16 protein-coding genes, 1 tRNA gene and 1 pseudogene are annotated in these 16,190 nt (G+C 69.8%); 5 read left to right on the top strand and 13 right to left on the bottom strand.

Annotation, left to right across the window (positions count from 1 at the left end):
* The 3 genes from A5750_RS13100 to A5750_RS13090 form a co-directional block, all read right to left on the bottom strand.
* On the bottom strand, positions 1–688 hold a 688-nt coding region (locus A5750_RS13100; RefSeq protein ID WP_156664332.1), incomplete at its 3' end, for a DUF222 domain-containing protein.
* A 52-nt stretch (positions 689–740) separates the two neighbouring features.
* A complete protein-coding gene (locus tag A5750_RS13095; RefSeq protein ID WP_066957055.1) occupies positions 741–1,271 on the bottom strand; it encodes a YbhB/YbcL family Raf kinase inhibitor-like protein in 531 nt (176 codons plus the stop codon).
* A 29-nt stretch (positions 1,272–1,300) separates the two neighbouring features.
* Positions 1,301–2,665: a M20/M25/M40 family metallo-hydrolase gene (locus A5750_RS13090; protein ID WP_066957052.1), complete on the bottom strand. Its 1,365-nt coding sequence runs from the start codon at positions 2,663–2,665 to the stop codon at positions 1,301–1,303.
* 97 nt (positions 2,666–2,762) lie between these two features.
* Between A5750_RS13090 and A5750_RS13085 the strand changes: the two genes are divergently transcribed.
* From A5750_RS13085 to A5750_RS13065, 5 genes and pseudogenes are all read left to right on the top strand, one after another.
* Positions 2,763–2,848: transfer RNA gene (locus tag A5750_RS13085), tRNA-Leu, on the top strand.
* A 199-nt stretch (positions 2,849–3,047) separates the two neighbouring features.
* Positions 3,048–4,709 (top strand): PP2C family protein-serine/threonine phosphatase, encoded by a 1,662-nt coding sequence (locus A5750_RS13080; protein WP_067263355.1) that lies wholly within the window; start codon positions 3,048–3,050, stop codon positions 4,707–4,709.
* Positions 4,706–5,800 carry a cobalamin-dependent protein gene (locus A5750_RS13075; protein WP_156664331.1) on the top strand — a complete coding sequence of 365 codons (1,095 nt, stop codon included), beginning with the start codon at positions 4,706–4,708 and terminating at the stop codon, positions 5,798–5,800. The genes A5750_RS13080 and A5750_RS13075 overlap by 4 nt, the downstream gene beginning before the upstream one ends.
* On the top strand, positions 5,797–6,162 hold the full coding sequence (locus tag A5750_RS13070) for an STAS domain-containing protein (RefSeq protein WP_066957047.1): 366 nt from the start codon (positions 5,797–5,799) through the stop codon (positions 6,160–6,162). The genes A5750_RS13075 and A5750_RS13070 overlap by 4 nt, the downstream gene beginning before the upstream one ends.
* A gap of 37 nt (positions 6,163–6,199) precedes the next feature.
* Positions 6,200–6,880 (top strand): annotated as a pseudogene (locus tag A5750_RS13065) (phosphoribosyltransferase); the annotation flags it as partial.
* A 3-nt stretch (positions 6,881–6,883) separates the two neighbouring features.
* Here A5750_RS13065 and A5750_RS13060 read toward each other — a convergent pair.
* From A5750_RS13060 to murG, 10 genes are all read right to left on the bottom strand, one after another.
* The gene (locus A5750_RS13060) at positions 6,884–7,210 is read right to left on the bottom strand and encodes a hypothetical protein (RefSeq protein WP_066957041.1); all 327 of its coding nucleotides are present in this window, start codon (positions 7,208–7,210) and stop codon (positions 6,884–6,886) included.
* 95 nt (positions 7,211–7,305) lie between these two features.
* A complete protein-coding gene (locus A5750_RS13055; protein WP_066957039.1) occupies positions 7,306–8,115 on the bottom strand; it encodes a DivIVA domain-containing protein in 810 nt (269 codons plus the stop codon).
* Between the two features lie 261 nt (positions 8,116–8,376).
* The gene (locus tag A5750_RS13050) at positions 8,377–8,667 is read right to left on the bottom strand and encodes a YggT family protein (RefSeq protein WP_007170773.1); all 291 of its coding nucleotides are present in this window, start codon (positions 8,665–8,667) and stop codon (positions 8,377–8,379) included.
* A 146-nt stretch (positions 8,668–8,813) separates the two neighbouring features.
* Positions 8,814–9,455 (bottom strand): cell division protein SepF, encoded by a 642-nt coding sequence (locus A5750_RS13045; protein WP_066957036.1) that lies wholly within the window; start codon positions 9,453–9,455, stop codon positions 8,814–8,816.
* A gap of 62 nt (positions 9,456–9,517) precedes the next feature.
* Complete coding sequence (locus A5750_RS13040) at positions 9,518–10,300, bottom strand: YggS family pyridoxal phosphate-dependent enzyme (protein WP_066957033.1); 783 nt, start codon at positions 10,298–10,300, stop codon at positions 9,518–9,520.
* A gap of 5 nt (positions 10,301–10,305) precedes the next feature.
* Positions 10,306–11,010: a peptidoglycan editing factor PgeF gene (gene pgeF / locus A5750_RS13035; RefSeq protein ID WP_066957030.1), complete on the bottom strand. Its 705-nt coding sequence runs from the start codon at positions 11,008–11,010 to the stop codon at positions 10,306–10,308.
* 101 nt (positions 11,011–11,111) lie between these two features.
* On the bottom strand, positions 11,112–12,263 hold the full coding sequence (gene ftsZ, locus A5750_RS13030; protein WP_066957092.1) for a cell division protein FtsZ: 1,152 nt from the start codon (positions 12,261–12,263) through the stop codon (positions 11,112–11,114).
* A gap of 222 nt (positions 12,264–12,485) precedes the next feature.
* On the bottom strand, positions 12,486–13,466 hold the full coding sequence (locus A5750_RS13025; protein WP_156659737.1) for a cell division protein FtsQ/DivIB: 981 nt from the start codon (positions 13,464–13,466) through the stop codon (positions 12,486–12,488).
* Complete coding sequence (gene murC / locus A5750_RS13020; RefSeq protein ID WP_067263349.1) at positions 13,463–14,923, bottom strand: UDP-N-acetylmuramate--L-alanine ligase; 1,461 nt, start codon at positions 14,921–14,923, stop codon at positions 13,463–13,465. The genes A5750_RS13025 and murC overlap by 4 nt, the downstream gene beginning before the upstream one ends.
* Positions 14,920–15,996, bottom strand: coding sequence for an undecaprenyldiphospho-muramoylpentapeptide beta-N-acetylglucosaminyltransferase (gene murG / locus A5750_RS13015; RefSeq protein WP_231989189.1), 1,077 nt, complete (start codon positions 15,994–15,996; stop codon positions 14,920–14,922). Before murG ends, murC begins: the two co-directional genes overlap by 4 nt.
* Between the last annotated feature and the right edge of the window lie 194 nt (positions 15,997–16,190).

The following is a 16,190-nucleotide window of genomic DNA, read 5'->3' as shown; positions in this document are numbered from 1 at the left end:
CCAGCTTGGCCAGCACCGCCTCCCAGGTGGCGCGGGCCTCGGGGGTGAGCCAGCCGCTCAGCTTGGACATGCCGTCGGCCTGCTGACAGCCCAGCACCAGCCCCCGGGCCCGCGCCCTGTCGGCATCGGTGTAGTTGCCGTCGGGATTGAGGCAGTCCGTCAAGTGGCGGGCGAGCCTGGCGAGTTGATCGGGGCGATAGTGGGTGGCCTGCGACGCAAGGTGTTTCTCGGCCTGCTCCCGAGTGTCGATGTCGACGGATTCCGGCAGCTGGTGGAAAAACCGCCGGACCACCGCCACGTGATCGGCCCCGATCGCCCCGGCGCGCTGGGCCGCGGCCGTGGCGGGCAACACCGGTGCCAACGGCTCACCGCTCAGCGCCCGGCGCGGCCCTAAGTCGGCAGCCTGCGCGATGCGGTGGCCGGCCTCGCCGCGAGTGATGTGCAGCCGATCGGCCAACGCCCACGACAGCTTGCCACCCAACTCGGCCGAATCAGCCTGCTCGGCAACCTGATTGATGAGCTGATAACTCGGTGTCTGCAGCCGGCGCGTCTCACACTCCAGGATCTCCAATAATCGCAACCGCTCTGGAGTAGTCAGCGCCTCATACGAATGCCCGAGGATGCGGGAGACGACCTCACTCAGCGCGGCGTAATCCGCCGCGATGTCCTGACGATCACTCGAACGCATGTTCGAATACTACGACCGCCCACCGACAAGACGGTCGGCGTAGGACGAGTGGCTACTTCTGTTCGTAGATGCCGTGAATAACGGCGCGCGCGATCGCGTGCTGGAACAGGTTGAAGCCGAGGTAGGCGGGGCTGGCGTCCTCGCCGAGGTCCAGCTTGTCGACATCCACGGCGTGCACCGCGATGTAGTACCGGTGCGGACCGTGCCCGGGCGGCGGCGCCGCACCGATGTAGCGGCGCATGCCGGCGTCGTTGACCAGCGTCAGCGCGTCGTCGGGCAGGTCGCTCCCGTCCCCCGCGCCGGCGGGCAGTTCGGTGACGTCGGCCGGCAGGTTGGCCACCGCCCAGTGCCAGAAGCCCGAGGCCGTCGGCGCATCGGGGTCGTAGACGGTGACGGCGAAGCTGCGGGTCTCCCCCGGGAATCCCGACCAGCTCAACTGCGGGCTGACATCTTCTCCACCCGCGCCCATGATCCCGCTGACCTGCGGCTTTGCCAGAGACTGGCCGTCGGTGATCGAGTCCGATGTCAGGGTGAACGTCGGCAGCTGCGGCAGCGCGGCGTACGGGTCGGGCGCGGTGCTCATGAGCGATCCTCTCGTTACGTGTCGTGTCTTCAGCAGTGTGTCAAGAAGTGTGCCAGCACTTCGGTGCCGAACCTCAGCGCGTCAACGGGTACCCGCTCGTCGACACCATGGAACAACGCGGTGAAATCGAGGTCCGGCGGCAACCGCAGCGGGCTGAAACCGAAACAACGAATACCCAAGCGCGCGAACGATTTTGCGTCGGTGCCACCGGAGAGCATGTAGGGAACCGTGCGGCCGTCCGGGTCCAGCGCCAGCACGGCGGCGTTCATGGCGTCCACCAGGTCACCGTCGAAGCTCGTCTCATACGACGAGAAGTCCTTGATCCACTCCCGTGTGACGTCCGGGCCGAGCAGTTCGTCGACCTCGGCCTCGAAGGCCTCCTTGCGGCCCGGCAGGATTCGGCAGTCGACCACTGCTTCCGCGACGGCCGGGACGACGTTCGCCTTGTACCCGGCCTTGAGCATCGTCGGGTTCGCGGTGTCGTGCAGCACGGCCTTGAGCATGCGGGCCATCGGGCCGAGCTTTTCGACCGCCCCCGCCAGGTCGCCCGACTCGACGTCGAACGTCAGCCCGGTCTCGTCACTGACGGCCGCCAGGAACTGCGCGACGGTGTCAGTCAGTACGAGGGGAAACTGGTGCCGGCCCAACCGGGCGACCGCCTCTGCGACGGCGGTGACAGCGTTGCGGTCATGCACCATCGATCCGTGCCCGGCCGGGCCGCGGGCGGTCAGCCGCATCCAGGACAGACCCTTCTCGGCGGTCTCGATCAAATAGAGCCGGCGTTCGCCCCCGTCGCGGCGGGGCACGGTCAACGAGAAGCCGCCCACTTCGCCGATCGCCTCCGTGACGCCCTCGAATAGGTCGGGCCGATTGTCGACCAGCCATTGCGCCCCGAAGGTGCCGCCGTGTTCCTCGTCGGCAAGGAAGGCGAACACCAGATCCCGTGGCGGCACGATCCCGGCCTGCTTCAACCGCCGGGCCACCACGATCATCATGCCGACCATGTCCTTCATGTCGACCGCTCCGCGGCCCCAGACGAACCCCTCCTTGACCGCACCGGAGAACGGGTGCACGCTCCACTCGGCCGGCTCGGCCGGCACCACGTCGAGATGGCCGTGGATCAGCAGTGCGCCGCGCGAGCTGTCGGCGCCCGCGAGGCGGGCGATCACGTTGCCGCGGCCCGGGGCACCCGATTCCACGTATTGGGGCGCGTACCCGACCTCGGCGAGCTGCTCGGCGACCCACTGCGCACACTCGGCCTCGCCCCGCGTGGTCTCCGGTTCGCCGGTGTTGGTGGTGTCGAATCGGATCAGCCTGCTGACGACCTCGACCACGTCGTCACTCGGGCCGGTCGGGAACTCGGTCTGGGCGGTCACAACCACCTTTCCTACCATTGCCGGGGCCGCCGGGCTCGATGCTGAGCGGCCCGGCTGGGTTGGGCGCGCGTGAGACAATCCGATAGCCTTAGCTGCCAACCCATGCGGTTGGTTTGTCCGAGTGGCGGAATGGCAGACGCGCTAGCTTGAGGTGCTAGTGCCCTACTAATGGGCGTGGGGGTTCAAGTCCCCCCTCGGACACGCATGGCGCACGGTCGCTTCTCGCCTCGGAGTCGGGAGAGCGGGCCGTGTAGAGTTTGCGCTATTGGGGTCGAGAAATGGCCCTCCGCTGCACGTGCGACGCACGGCCAGTACGAACGGCCCTCTCCCGCAAGCCAATACGCCCAGAGTCGGCGCAACGTCAGCAAGATCAACCATTCCGCGTTGACAGGTCAACCGCATGCATGATGGTGCCCACGTAGGCGTCGAGATCGACCTCGACGCGTTGTGGGCGGCCGTGCCCTGCCCCACGCTGGTCATCGATCGCGAGGGAGTCGTGCGGGCTCTGAGCGGGTCGGCCCAGTCCCTGCTGCCGGGCGCGACGCAGGGCGGCCGGATCGACGAGTCGGTTGACTGGCTGTCGCGCGCAAATCATCGTCTCGTCGAGCTTGAGCCCGGGGCGGTCGATCGGGACGCGTCCGTCGTCTCGGGAGGGGTGGGGAGCCGAAAATTCGACGCGCACGCAGCGGTTCTGCCCAGCGGCGAGGTGGCGTGGTCGCTGGTCGAGGACACCGGCCAGTTGTTGCGGGAGGCCCAAGAAGCGCTGGCGCGCGAGCAGGAACGCACCGCGATCCTGCTCGAGGCGTCTTCCGTGTTGACCGCGGCGCTGAACGTGGACCGCTGCCGGGAAGCGACGGTGCAGATGGCCGCCCGGCACCTGGCGGACGCGGCGGTGCTGGTGGCCCCCGCGGGCCGCGGCCGGCGGCTGCCGGTCTTCTACAGCAGCGCGGCCGGGGCCGTGGAGCAGTGCAGCGTCGACGCCGACCCAGCGGTGGTGGCGGGTTTGAGCGAGGCACTGCACGGGTTTCCGCCCGTTTCCTCGGGCTGGATCGATCCCGTGACAGTACCCGATTGGCTTGTGCCTCAACACTTCTCGGGACCGGTGGGGTCCGTGATGATCCTGACGCTGCCCGGGCACGGGGTTTCGGCGGGGGCTCTGGTGTTGCTGCGACGCACCGATCGGCCGGTGTACAGCGCGGACGAAGAACTCTTCGCCGGCCTGTTCGCCGCCCGCGCCGGGGCGGCGTTGTCCGCCGCACGCCTCTACGCCGAACAGGCCGCCATCACCCGCACCCTGATGCGTGACCTGTTGCCTCCCCCGCTGCATGGGCTGCACGGCATCGAATTCGCCGGCGGCTACCGGGCTTCGAAGGATTACGAGGTGGTCGGGGGCGACTTCTACGACTTCCATCCCGCCGCGCGCCCCGAGGACGAGACGCTGGTGGTGCTGGGCGACGTGTGCGGTAAGGGGCTCGAGGCCGCCGTGATGACCGGCAAGATCCGCAACACACTGCAGGCCCTGACGCCGCTGGCGCAGGACCACGAGAGCGTACTCACGCTGCTCAACCGCGCCATGTTGTCGTCGGACCACACCCGGTTCGCCACTTTGGTCCTGGCCTCGGTCGCCTACCGGGACGGCCAGGTGGTGCTCCGGTTGACCTGCGCCGGGCATCCGCCGCCGTTGATCGTGCGCGACGACGGGCAGGTGGAAGAGGCCAACACCAAGGGCACGCTGGTCGGCGCGCTGGAGCGCATCACTGTGCAATCGTTTGAGACTTCCCTGGCGCCGGGCGAGACGTGCGTGCTGTACACCGATGGCATCACCGAGGCCCGCGGCGGTCCGCTGGGCAGTGACTTCTTCGGTGAGCAGCGCCTGGCGGCAGCACTGACCGGATGTGCCGGAATGCCGGCCGAGGCGGTCGTCGAACGCGTCCTGATGCTGGCCACGCAGTGGGTGGGACAACGCGTGCACGACGACATCGCGGTCGTGGCGATCACCGCCCCGCAGCGCACCCACCTCAGCGCCGTCGACGGCCACACGCGGGGCAGGTACGTGGCATGAGGTCCTACGACACCGATATGACCGCCCCACGCGCTACCGGTGCCGCCGACGAACTGGTGATCCGCGAGCGGCTCTGGGGAGCCCTCGCCGACCGCGACGAGTACGCGGCGGCAGCCAGCGTGTTCGCCGCGATGGATGCGGGCATGACGCACGAGGACGTGCTGCTGGAGGTGATCGCCCCCGTCCAGCGCAAGGTGGGCACCGAATGGGCCGCCAACCGCATCAGCGTCGCGCAGGAGCACGCGGCCACGGCCATCAACGACCGCGTCATCGCCGCGCTGGCCCACCACCCGGCCGGCAAAGTCCCGACGCACGGCGGCCGGCTCGCTCTGGCGTGCGTGGACGGCGAGTGGCACGCTTTGCCCGCCCGGCTGCTGGCGGAGGTCCTGCGGCTGCGTGGCTGGCAGGTCGACTTCCTCGGAGCGCAGGTCCCGACCCCGCACCTGATCGCCCACCTGCACCAGCACGGACCCGACGTCGTGGCGCTCTCCTGCTCGATCCCCACCGGGCTGCCCAACGCGCACGCCGCGATCATCGCGTGCCAGTCCGCCGGTTTCCCCGTCCTGGCCGGCGGGGCCGCGTTCGGCCGCGACGGCCGTTTCGCCCGGCAGCTGGGCGCTGACGCGTGGGCACCCGACGCGCGAACCGCTGACGAACGCCTGCGCCGCGAATTCCCCGCCGTTCGACGCACTTTCAGCCGCCAACCGGTCAGTGACCTGCCCCATCTGGCCGACCAGGAGTACACCATGGTGAGCCGGAGCGCGGGTCAGCTGGTCAAGTCCACCGTCACCGATTTGGAGGACCGCTTTCCCGCCATGCGCGCCTACTCCGCGCCGCAGCGTCAGCACACCGTCGAGGACGTCGCCCACATCGTCGACTTCCTCACCGTGAGCCTGTACACCGACGACGACGCGCTGTTCGCCGACTTCATCACCTGGACCGCCGACATCCTCGCCGCGCGGGGCGTTCCGGCGGCATCGCTTCACCCCATGTTGGATTTGCTGGATGCGCAACTCAAGGAGTTCCCCCGCAGCCAGCGCTTGCTGCGGACAGCAAACGATGCCCTCGCCGCCGCCGGAGCGTCCCGATGAACCTGTTCCTGAGTGTCGCCACGACGGGACGATCGGCCTGCGTGCAGATCTCCGGCGACCTGGTCTACGAAACCGTCGACGCCATGGTCGACGCCGCCGGTCAACTACTCGGCCGGCAGCCCGCCCTGGCTGACCTGCATCTCGACCTCTCCGGACTGGCCTTCTGCGATTCCGCGGGTCTGTCCGCCCTGCTCCTGGTCCATCGACGCAGCTGTCAGGAGGGCGTGCGTCTACACCTGGACAACCGACCGCGATTCCTCGATCGCATCCTGGACGTGACCGGTACGTTCGAGCATCTCGTCACCGCGTCCCGCTCCGATGTGGGGACGGCGAGCCCGGACCGGCGCGACCGGGTTCGCTGACCGGCGCGGCCGCCACGAAACGCCGTAGGGTGGAACGCGACCGATGACACCCAATGGATTCCTCCGGCGCACTGCGACGCGCACGTTCCGCGACCGTCGCGAGGCCGGTCACGCGCTCGCCGAGCAGCTCATGTCCTATCGCGACAGGGATGACGTGCTGGTCTTCGGACTGGCGCGCGGCGGCGGCCCCGTCGCCTGGGAGAGCGCCCCCGCGCTGCACGCCCCCCTCGATGTGTTCCTGGTCCGCAAGCTCGGGGTGCCACGCTGGTCGGAGCTCGCGATGGGCGCCGTGGCCAGCGGAGGCGGCGTCGTGATGAACGACGACGTGGTGTCCAGCCTGCACATCACCGACGAAGAGGTGCGCGAGGTGATCGAGAGCGAGACGGCCGAGCTCGCCCGCCGCGAGGACGCGTACCGGGGCGGCCGCCCGGTGGCCGACCCGCGCGGCAAGGTGGTGATCCTGGTCGACGACGGGATCGCCACCGGCGCAAGCATGCTGGCCGCCGTCCGAGCCGTGCGAGCCGCCGGTCCCAGATCGATAGTCGTCGCGGTCCCGGTGGGGCCGCCGTCGACCTGCCGTCAGCTCGGGCTCGAGGCCGACGAGGTGGTGTGCGTGACGATGCCGCCCGGATTCGAAGCTGTCGGCCAGGTGTACGGCGATTTTCACCAGGTCAGCGACGACGAGGTGCGCGAGACGCTCGCCACGCCAACCGGCTGAGTACTACTTGGCGGCCTCGTCGCCGCGGCCCTCGGCCGGCACCGCCGACTCTTCGGTCGCCTCTGCGTCAGCTTCGCTGGATTCCTGCGGGGCGTCCTCGGGGTAGTCGACGGCCTCGTCGCCGGCCTCGGCCTGAACCTCGTCCTCGTGCTGGGCTGCTCCGCCCGCGTCGCGCCGCTGCCGCTCCTGCAGCGCGTCGATGATCAACAGCACCACCCCGAGCACGCTGGCGCCGATGCACACCCAGGCCACCAGCTCGTTGCTCGTGACCACGGCGAACACCAACGCGACGAGCCCGACCAGGGCCAGTACCAGCGCAATGATCAGCATCGGTCATCCTCCAAGCGGCGAGCGGGCAGCCAGTTCGTGTGCAGGTCTAGTGTGCCAACCGCGCAGCTTGGCGAGTGTCCGGCACGCCTGTGAGGCTAGTTATTACCCCGATTAAATTGGTCGAATCCGCCTGCGTCGGCGCTGGAGTCGACGGGCGCCGCCGATCCGCGCTGGCCGAGCTCTTCCAGCTGCGATTCCAGGTAGGTCTTGAGCCGGGTCCGGTACTCGCGTTCGAAGGTGCGCAGTTGCTCGAGGCGGCCTTCCAGGACGGTGCGCTGCTGGTTGATCGTGCCCATGATCTCGGAGTGCTTGCGTTCGGCGTCGGCCTGCAGGGCGTCGGCCTTCTCCTGGGCCTGACGCAACTGGGTCTCGGAGCGGGTTTGCGCATCCGCGAGCATCGCGTCGGCGCGCTGCCGGGCCTCGGTGACCGTGGTCTCGGCGGTCTGGCGGGCCTCGGTGAGGATCTGGTCCGCGTTGGCGCGGGCGTCGGCCAGCATCTTGTCCGACTCCGCCTTGGCCGTGCTGGTCAGCCGGTCGGCGGTGTCCTGGGCCAGGCTCAACACCCGAGCGGCCTTCATGGCCTGTTCCTCGTTGCTCGCCGCGGAAGGGGCGGGTGCGGCGGGTGCGGCGACCGGTGCCGCCTTTGGCGCCGGCTCCGGCTCGGGGACGGGGATCGCCTGGGTGGGTGCGGCCGCGGGAGCTGCGCTGGCGCCGCCGCCGGCAGCAAGCTCCTGGTCCAGCTCCTCGATCCGCTGACGCAGATCGCTGTTCTCTTCGATGAGCCGCGTCAGCTCGGCCTCCACCAGATCGAGGAAGGCGTCGACCTCGTCTTCGTTGTAGCCCCGCTTGCCGATCGGTGGCTTACTGAACGCCACATTGTGGACGTCGGCTGGTGTAAGCGGCATTGTTTCGTCCCCTCAAGTTCCTGTCTAACGTTCTGGAAAGTGTAGAACGCAGTGGTAGCCGTCGTGCAACTGCCGTCCATCCTGTCACACCAGGCGCGACCGTTGCTGTTTAGGCCAATAAATAAGAACCAATTTCAAACACTCAGGGCAATAAAATCCGAAACCTTAGAATTTTTAAATCGCGGGCACCAAACCGAGGCTAAAACGTGGCCGAACCGTCTCCGGGCTGGAAGGCGGCCCCCGCCGGCGCGCCGGATCGGCCTACGCCGCGGCGCCGAAGGCCAGCTGCATGCCGATGAACGCGACCAGCAGCAACACCATGATGGACAGGTCGAAACGGACCGCCCCGATGGTGAGCTGCGGGATCAACCGCCGCAGCAACTTCACCGGCGGATCCGTGATCGACATGATGATCTCGAGGATCACCACCGTGATGCCGGTGGGATGCCAGTCACGGCTGAACGAGCGAATGAACTCGACGACAACCCGGGCGATGAGCAGCAGCCAGAAGATGAAGAGCGCAAACCCAAGGATCTGAAAGAACAGCACCAACTGAAGAGCCCCGACCTTACCGATGAGATGTCAAGCGCCGCGGGCTTTCGCGGCGCCTGCCAGCGTACCGACTCCGGTCCTCGGGCCACATCGCAGCCGGTCCGGCCACCGAAGCGGCGCCGAACCCGGCGCCGCTCAACCGCGGGTTATTGGTAAGCGTAGAAACCGGTTTCGGCGATCCGGCGACGCTCCTCGGGGGAGACATCGACGTCCGCGGGCGAGAGCAAGAACACCTTGGTCGCCACCTTGTCGAAGGAGCCGCGCAACGCGAAGGCCAATCCGGCCGCGAAGTCGACCAGCCGCTTGGCGTCGGCGTTGTCCATGGACACCAGGTCCATGATGACCGGGGTGCCGTCGCGGAACCGCTCGCCGATGGTGCGCGCCTCGCTGTAGTCCTTGGGCCGCAGCGTGGTGATCTTCGAGAGCGGGTGGCCCTCTTCGAACATCATCGCCATCCGGCGCGGGTCCATCGCCAGCGCGCCGCGGGTGGAGTTGCGCAACCAGGATCCGAATCGCGGCCTACCCATATCGGGCCGCTCGAACTCGCGGGGGTGGACGGCGCCGTAGCGCGGCTCCTCCCCGTAGCCGCCGCGGTAGCCGCTCGGCGGCGGGTAGTCGGCGGGCTCACGCGGGTCGTCGTAGTCGCGCCCTTCGTAGCGGCCGTACCCGTCGTCGAAACGCGGCCGCGGAAAACCACGCGAGGGTGCGTGGTCGTCGTAATACTCGTCGTCGTAGTCGTCCATCGGGGCCATACCGAAATAGGCCTTGACTTTGTGCAGTGTGCTCATTGCGTTGACCCCTTCTAGCCCCTGATGCTTGGTGTCAGTGATGAAGATGTGACTACAGTGACTTAATACGGTGACGGTAGCGGCCGGGGACCCAATAGCGCGGTACCGACACGCACACACGTCGATCCGTGTTTGACGGCAATTTCGAAATCGTCGGACATGCCGGCCGACAGGCCGACGGCGTTCGGATGGGATTCCAGGACGCGCAGGTGCTCGGTCCGCAGGCGCTCGAAGGCCGCGTCGGGACTCGAGCCCAGCGGCGGAATGGCCATCAGACCGGCCAGTTCCAGGCACTTCGCGTCCTCGGTCTGCGCGCACAATTGGTCGAGCGCTCCCGGCGCCGAGATGTCGACGCCGCCCCGCGTCTCGTCGCCGTCGAGGCTGACCTGAACGTAGACCCGCATCGGATCGGAGCGGCGGCCCTCGGCCAGGGCCGCCGACACGCCCCGATCGAGCGCGGTGACGAGGTGGGAGCTGTCCACCGAGTGGGCGGTGTGCGCCCAGCGGGCAACCGACCGGGCCTTGTTTCGCTGAATGTGGCCCACCATGTGCCAGCGCAGGGCCGGTACGTCCGCCCGCGACGCGGCCGCCAAGAGTTTGGTGACTTCGCTCACTTTTGCCGACGCTTCCTGATCCCGCGATTCGCCGACGGCCCGGCAACCCAATCGCGACAAAGTCACGACATCGGTTGCTGGAAAGAATTTGGTAATCGGCAGAAGTTCGATTTCACCGACATTGCGACCCGCCGCTTCCGCAGCCGCCGCAAGGCGCGAACGCACGGCCGCTAATGCGTGGGTCAATTCCGTTTCGCGGTCGCTGTGGCTCTCCGGTGCCCGACCCCCCATCGCAGTCACTCCATCCACACCAGCGAGGCCAGCCGCCCGGTTGGGGCACTCCGGCGGTGACTGAACAACGTCGGGTCGGCCACGGTGCACCGCGGATCGATGTCGATGGCCGTGACGCCCAATTGCTTTAGCTGGCAAGCGATTCCGGCCCGAAGGTCGAGTCCGGGGGTGCCCACCCCGGTCGTGGTGCGGCTGCCGGGCAGCGCGACCTCCACCTCGTCGGCCATGGCCGCGGGCACCTCGTAGTTGCGCCCGCTGACCGCCGGGCCCAGCAGGGCCGAGATGTCCTCGACGTGCGCGCCCAGCCCCAGCATCGCCTCCACGGTGCGGGCCACCACCCCGAGCTGGGCGCCCACGCGGCCCGCATGCACCGCCGCGGCCACACCGGCGCGCGCGTCGCCCAACAGCACCGGCACACAGTCGGCGGTCACGACAGCCAGCGCCAGCCGCGGGGTGCTGGTCACCAACGCGTCGGTGCCGTCGACGGCGCTCCGGGGCCCGTCGACCACCTCGACGCGATCGCCGTGGACCTGGTTCATCCACACCACGCGGTCGGGACCCAGGCCGATGGCGGCCGCCAGCCGCTCTCGGTTGGCAGCCACCGCCGCCGGATCGTCGCCGACGTGGTCGCCCAGGTTGAAGGTGTCGAACGGTGGTCCCGAGACACCGCCCGCGCGGCTGGTGGTCACCCGCCGGATGCGCACGCTCACCTTTTCAGTATCCGGAGTGCACTGCCTGCCAGCGAACAGCGCCATCCCGCCCCTATGTTTCTTGGCCGGTTTGTCGCGCACTGGCAAGCAAATCGAGACCCTCAGCGGCGCATGAACGGCGGTACGTCGACGTCGTCGTCGTCACCGCCGATGTTCAGCGTGGCGCCGTTGGTGTGGACCGGCACGCTGACCGCGTCGACGGGTTCGAACAGGGTCGAGGTGAGCTTGCCGGCCTTCGCAGACTCGATCCGGTGCGCGCCGCCCTTCTCCGCGGCAGTGCCACCCACCACGGGCTTGCGGCCGGCGCCGGCGGCGTCGAAACCCGCCGCGATGACGGTGACGCGCACCTCGTCACCCAGCGAATCGTCGATGACCGTACCGAAGATGATGTTGGCGTCCTGGTGGGCGGCGTCCTGCACCAGCGAGGCCGCCTCGTTGATCTCGAACAGGCCCAGGTCACTGCCGCCGGCGATCGACATCAGCACGCCGTGGGCGCCCTCCATCGACGCTTCCAGCAGCGGTGAGTTGATCGCGATCTCGGCCGCCTTGAGCGAGCGTCCTTCGCCGCGCGCGGAGCCGATGCCCATCAGGGCCGTGCCCGCACCGGACATGATGCCCTTGACGTCGGCGAAGTCGACGTTGATCAGGCCGGGCGTGGTGATCAGGTCGGTGATGCCCTGGACGCCGTTGAGCAGCACCTCGTCGGCGCTGCGGAACGCATCCATCAGGGACACGGCGGCGTCGCCCATCTGCAGCAGCCGGTCATTGGGGATCACGATGAGGGTGTCGCAGCTCTCGCGCAACGAGGAGATGCCGCTCTCGGCCTGGTTGCCGCGCCGCTTGCCCTCGAATGAGAACGGGCGGGTGACCACGCCGACGGTCAACGCACCCAGCTTGCGCGCGATGCTGGCCACGACCGGCGCGCCGCCGGTGCCCGTCCCGCCGCCCTCGCCGGCGGTGACGAACACCATGTCCGCTCCGCGCAGCAGCTCCTCGATCTCGTCCTTGGCGTCCTCGGCGGCCTTGCGGCCGACCTCCGGGTCCGCGCCGGCACCCAGCCCGCGCGTGGAGTCGCGGCCGACGTCGAGCTTGACGTCGGCATCGCTCATCAACAGCGCCTGCGCGTCGGTGTTGATCGCGATGAACTCCACGCCCTTGAGGCCCTGCTCGATCATTCGGTTCACGGCGTTGACGCCGCCGCCACCGATACCCACGACCTTGATCACGGCCAGGTAGTTATGCGGGGGGGTCATCATTCGTTTTCCTCCCTGGTGGGCTCAGTTCTGCGCGACGGGTTTCCTCCCGAGCGTCCGCGGGCCTCCCTGGCAAACCCTCAACCTCAACCATAGAGTTAGAGTTATGTCAAGTAGTTCCGCGCAACCAGAACGGTATGGGTATGGCGCGCCCTAACCCCGCAGGCGCGCCGACGCGCCGCCCGCAAATTTTTTCTGTTACGGCGGTCACACGGGGCGTCGTTACTTCACCGTGGGGAGGTCGGGGCTCGAGACGTCATAGGTCCGCCCGGGCTGGGTCAGCAGCGCGGCCAGCTTCTCGGCCTTTTCGTCGGTGCGATCGGTTGTCCCCCAGATGACGACGCGGCCGTCGCCGAGTGTGAGCGTGATCGAGGCCACCGAGGGGGCCGCGACCCGGCCCACCTGGCCCGCGACCTCGGGCCGCAGCGCGGTCAGCACCTGCAGCGCGGCCTTGGTCGCCGGGTCGTTCGGGCCAGGGTCGGCGACGTCGAGGTACGGCAGCGCCGGCGGCGGCGGCCCGGTCGCGAAATCGACGCCGTCACGGTCGAAGAGGTGCGGGCCGTCCGGAAAGTCCTTCACCGCCACCGGAACTCGCTCGACGATGGTGATGCGCAGCGCCGAGGGATACTGCCGCTGCACCCGCGCGCTGGCCACCCGCCGGATCGCGGCCACCCGGTCGGCGACCTGGTTGGTGTTGATCTGCAGCAGCGGCGTCCCCGGCCGCACCCGCGCCGCGTCCAGCACCTCTTCCCGGGTCACCACCCCGGTGCCGACCACGACGATGTTGCGGGCCGACATCGCGGGCGTGAAGTAGAGGATCAGCGCGAGCCCGATCCCGAGGACGACCAGCAACACCGTCACCAACAGCATCTTCAGGCCACGGACCACGCCCCGGGCGGCGGGTTTGGGCTCGTCGAGCGTGCGTCCGCTCACCCGGCGCTTGGCCTCGCGGCGGGCTTCCTCGATCGCGGTGGCGCGCTCCTGCGCGGCGCGGCGTTCGGCTCGTTCGCGGCGCGCCCGCCGGCGTGGTCCCTCGAATTCGTCCGGGGCGACCGGTGTTTCGACCCCGGGCCCCCCGACGAACAGCGGCTCGGTGACGTCGTCCCCGGCGGGCTCGCCCACGTGCAGATTGCCCGCGTCCTCGGCCGACCGCTCCGCGGCCCGCATCGTCGCCGGGTGGTCGGCGTCGTTCGGCTCGGTCATCGCAACACCCCCGGCCGGCCGGGCGCGCTGCGGTTGTCCCTGTCCCGCAGCGCGGTCACGATCTCCGGCCCGAGCAAGGTGACGTCGCCCGCGCCCATGGTGACGATGACGTCGCCGGGGCCGGCCTCCGCGGCCACCTGCTCGGCGACGGCGGAGAAGTTGGGCAGGTAGCGCACCGGCGCGCTCACGTGCTCGGCGACGCTGGCGCCGCTCACACCGGCGAGCGGTTGCTCGCGCGCGCCGTAGACATCGAGGACGAACACCTCGTCGGCCGCATCCAGGGCGTGGCCGAACGCCACGGCGAATTCCTTTGTGCGCGAATACAAATGGGGCTGAAATACCACCAGGCTACGGCCGCCGCCGCCCTGCTCGAGGACCGTGCGGACCGCCGCCAGCGTGGCGCTGATCTCGGTGGGATGGTGGGCGTAGTCGTCGAAGACGCGCACCGAGCCGGCGTTGCCCACGAGTTCGAACCGGCGGCGCACCCCCTCGAAGCCGGCCAGCCCGTCGAGCACCGCGTCGACCGGGGCGCCGATCTCGATCGCCGCCAGCAGCGCGCCCAGCGCGTTGAGCGCCATGTGCCGCCCGGGCACCGACAGCCGCATCACCCGGGGATACTTTTCGCCCGCCAGCTGGACGTGCGCGACCGCCTCGGTGCCCTGCTGCTCCCAGGACAACAGGGTGGCGGCGTGGTCCTCCGCCGGCGCGGATCCGTAGCGCAGCACCCGGATTCCCAGCTCGGCGGTGCGCTCCGCCAGCGCGGCAGCGCCCGGGTCGTCGACGCACACCACCAGCGCTCCCCCCGGGGCGAGCCGCTCCACGAAGGCGTCGAACACCCCGACGTAGGCGTCGGCGCTGCCGTAGAAGTCCAAATGATCGGCCTCGATGTTGGTGACCACCGCGACGTCGGGCGTGTACTCCAGCAGCGAGCCGTCGCTTTCGTCGGCCTCGGCCACGAAGCAGTCGCCGCTGCCGTGATGGGCGTTCGTTCCGGCCTCCCCCATCTCGCCGCCGACCGCGAACGACGGGTCACGTCCGCAGTGCTGCAGCGCCACGATCAACATCGACGTCGTCGTGGTCTTGCCGTGCGTGCCGGTGACCATCAGCGTCGTGCGCCCCTCCATCAACCGCGCCAGCACCGCCGGCCGCAGAATCACCGGGATGCCGCGCCGCCGGGCTTCGACGAGCTCGGGGTTGGTCTTCGGGATGGCGGCGTGGGTGGTGATCACCGCGGTCGGGCCGCCCGGCAACAGGTCGAGCGACGAGGCGTCGTGGCCGATGCGGATTGACGCGCCCCGGGCCCGCAACGCGTGCACGCCGCGCGACTCCTTGGCGTCCGATCCGGATACCAGCGCGCCGCGGTCCAGCAGGATGCGGGCGATGCCCGACATGCCGGCGCCGCCGATGCCCACCATGTGCACCCGCTGCAGCTCGGGCGGCAGCTGTTCGGCGTTCACCGTCGCCCTCCCGCCGCTGCCTTCCTGGCAATGTCCAGCGCCGCCTGTGCCACTTGCCGCGCCGCGTCGGGGTGCCCCACGCGCGCGGCGGCCGTCGTCATCGCCGCCAACCGCGGCGGGTCGTTGAGCAACCCGGCCACCTCGCGGGCGACCAGCTCCGGCGTCAAGGCGGCGTCGGCGACCACCATGCCGCCCCCGGCGTTGACCACCGGCAGCGCATTGAGCCGCTGCTCGCCGTTGCCGATCGGCAGCGGGACATAGATGGCCGGCAGGCCGACCGCCGAGACCTCGGCGACGGTCATCGCGCCCGACCGGCAGATCGCCAGGTCGGCGGCGGCGTAGGCCAGGTCCATCCGGTCGAGATAGGGCACCGCCACGTACGGCGGGTCACCGGGTTGGCTCTCTCGCAGCTCGAGGGTGTTTTTTGGTCCGTGCGCGTGCAGCACCGACACGCCCGCGGCGGCCAGGTCGGCGGCGGCCCCGGACACGGCCCGGTTCAGCGACACGGCGCCCTGCGAGCCGCCGAACACAAGCAACACCCGCGCGTCGTCGGCGAAGCCGAAGTGCCTGCGCGCCTCGGCGCGCAGGGCCGCGCGGTCCAGCGAGGTGATGGCCTCCCGCACCGGTATCCCGACCACCTCGGCGCGCGGCAGCCCGCAATCGGGCACCGCGGAGAGCACCCGGTCGGCACGGCGGGCGCCGACCCGGTTGGCCAGCCCGGCGCTGGCGTTGGCTTCGTGGATCAGCACCGGGACGCGGCGCCGGCGGCCGAGACCGCGGGGAATCCCGCGGGCTGCGAGGTACGCCGGTAGCGCCACGTATCCGCCGAAACCGATGATGACGTCGGCGTCGACCGCTTCGAGCACGGCCCGCACCTCCCGGACCGCGCGCCATACTCGCGGGGGCAACCGGGCCAGGTCGCCGCTGGGCTTGCGCGGCAGCGGCACCGGCGTGATCAGCTCGAGGTGGTAACCGCGCTCGGGCACCAGCCGGGTCTCCAGCCCGCGGTGGGTGCCCAGCGCGGTGATGCGCACCTGCGGATCGAGCGCGCTGAGCGCGTCGGCCACCGCCATCGCGGGCTCGACGTGACCGGCGGTGCCCCCGCCGGCCAGCACCACCGACAGCGGCTTGAGGGGCTTAAGAGCCGACAACGCGGCACCGGCGGGGGGGGGGGGGGGGCCCCCCCCCCCCGCGGGGGGGGGGGGGGGGGGGGGGGGGGGGGGGGGGGGGGGGGGGGGGGGGGGGGGGGGGGGGGGGGGGGGGGGGG

This window comes from Mycobacterium sp. 852002-51613_SCH5001154 (genome assembly GCF_001667425.1).
Lineage (GTDB): Bacteria > Actinomycetota > Actinomycetes > Mycobacteriales > Mycobacteriaceae > Mycobacterium.
The sequence above is the reverse complement of the archived record's forward strand: the minus strand, read 5'-3'. Positions and strand labels throughout refer to the sequence as shown.

Coding starts and splice junctions, on each gene's coding strand:
- A5750_RS13095 (WP_066957055.1), bottom strand. CDS start 1,271: ATGAGCACCGCGCCCGACCCGTACGCCGCGCTGCCGCAGCTGCCGACG.
- A5750_RS13090 (WP_066957052.1), bottom strand. CDS start 2,665: ATGGTAGGAAAGGTGGTTGTGACCGCCCAGACCGAGTTCCCGACCGGC.
- A5750_RS13080 (WP_067263355.1), top strand. CDS start 3,048: ATGCATGATGGTGCCCACGTAGGCGTCGAGATCGACCTCGACGCGTTG.
- A5750_RS13075 (WP_156664331.1), top strand. CDS start 4,706: ATGAGGTCCTACGACACCGATATGACCGCCCCACGCGCTACCGGTGCC.
- A5750_RS13070 (WP_066957047.1), top strand. CDS start 5,797: ATGAACCTGTTCCTGAGTGTCGCCACGACGGGACGATCGGCCTGCGTG.
- A5750_RS13060 (WP_066957041.1), bottom strand. CDS start 7,210: ATGCTGATCATTGCGCTGGTACTGGCCCTGGTCGGGCTCGTCGCGTTG.
- A5750_RS13055 (WP_066957039.1), bottom strand. CDS start 8,115: ATGCCGCTTACACCAGCCGACGTCCACAATGTGGCGTTCAGTAAGCCA.
- A5750_RS13045 (WP_066957036.1), bottom strand. CDS start 9,455: ATGAGCACACTGCACAAAGTCAAGGCCTATTTCGGTATGGCCCCGATG.
- A5750_RS13040 (WP_066957033.1), bottom strand. CDS start 10,300: ATGGGGGGTCGGGCACCGGAGAGCCACAGCGACCGCGAAACGGAATTG.
- ftsZ (WP_066957092.1), bottom strand. CDS start 12,263: ATGACCCCCCCGCATAACTACCTGGCCGTGATCAAGGTCGTGGGTATC.
- A5750_RS13025 (WP_156659737.1), bottom strand. CDS start 13,466: ATGACCGAGCCGAACGACGCCGACCACCCGGCGACGATGCGGGCCGCG.
- murG (WP_231989189.1), bottom strand. CDS start 15,996: ATGGCGGTGGCCGACGCGCTCAGCGCGCTCGATCCGCAGGTGCGCATC.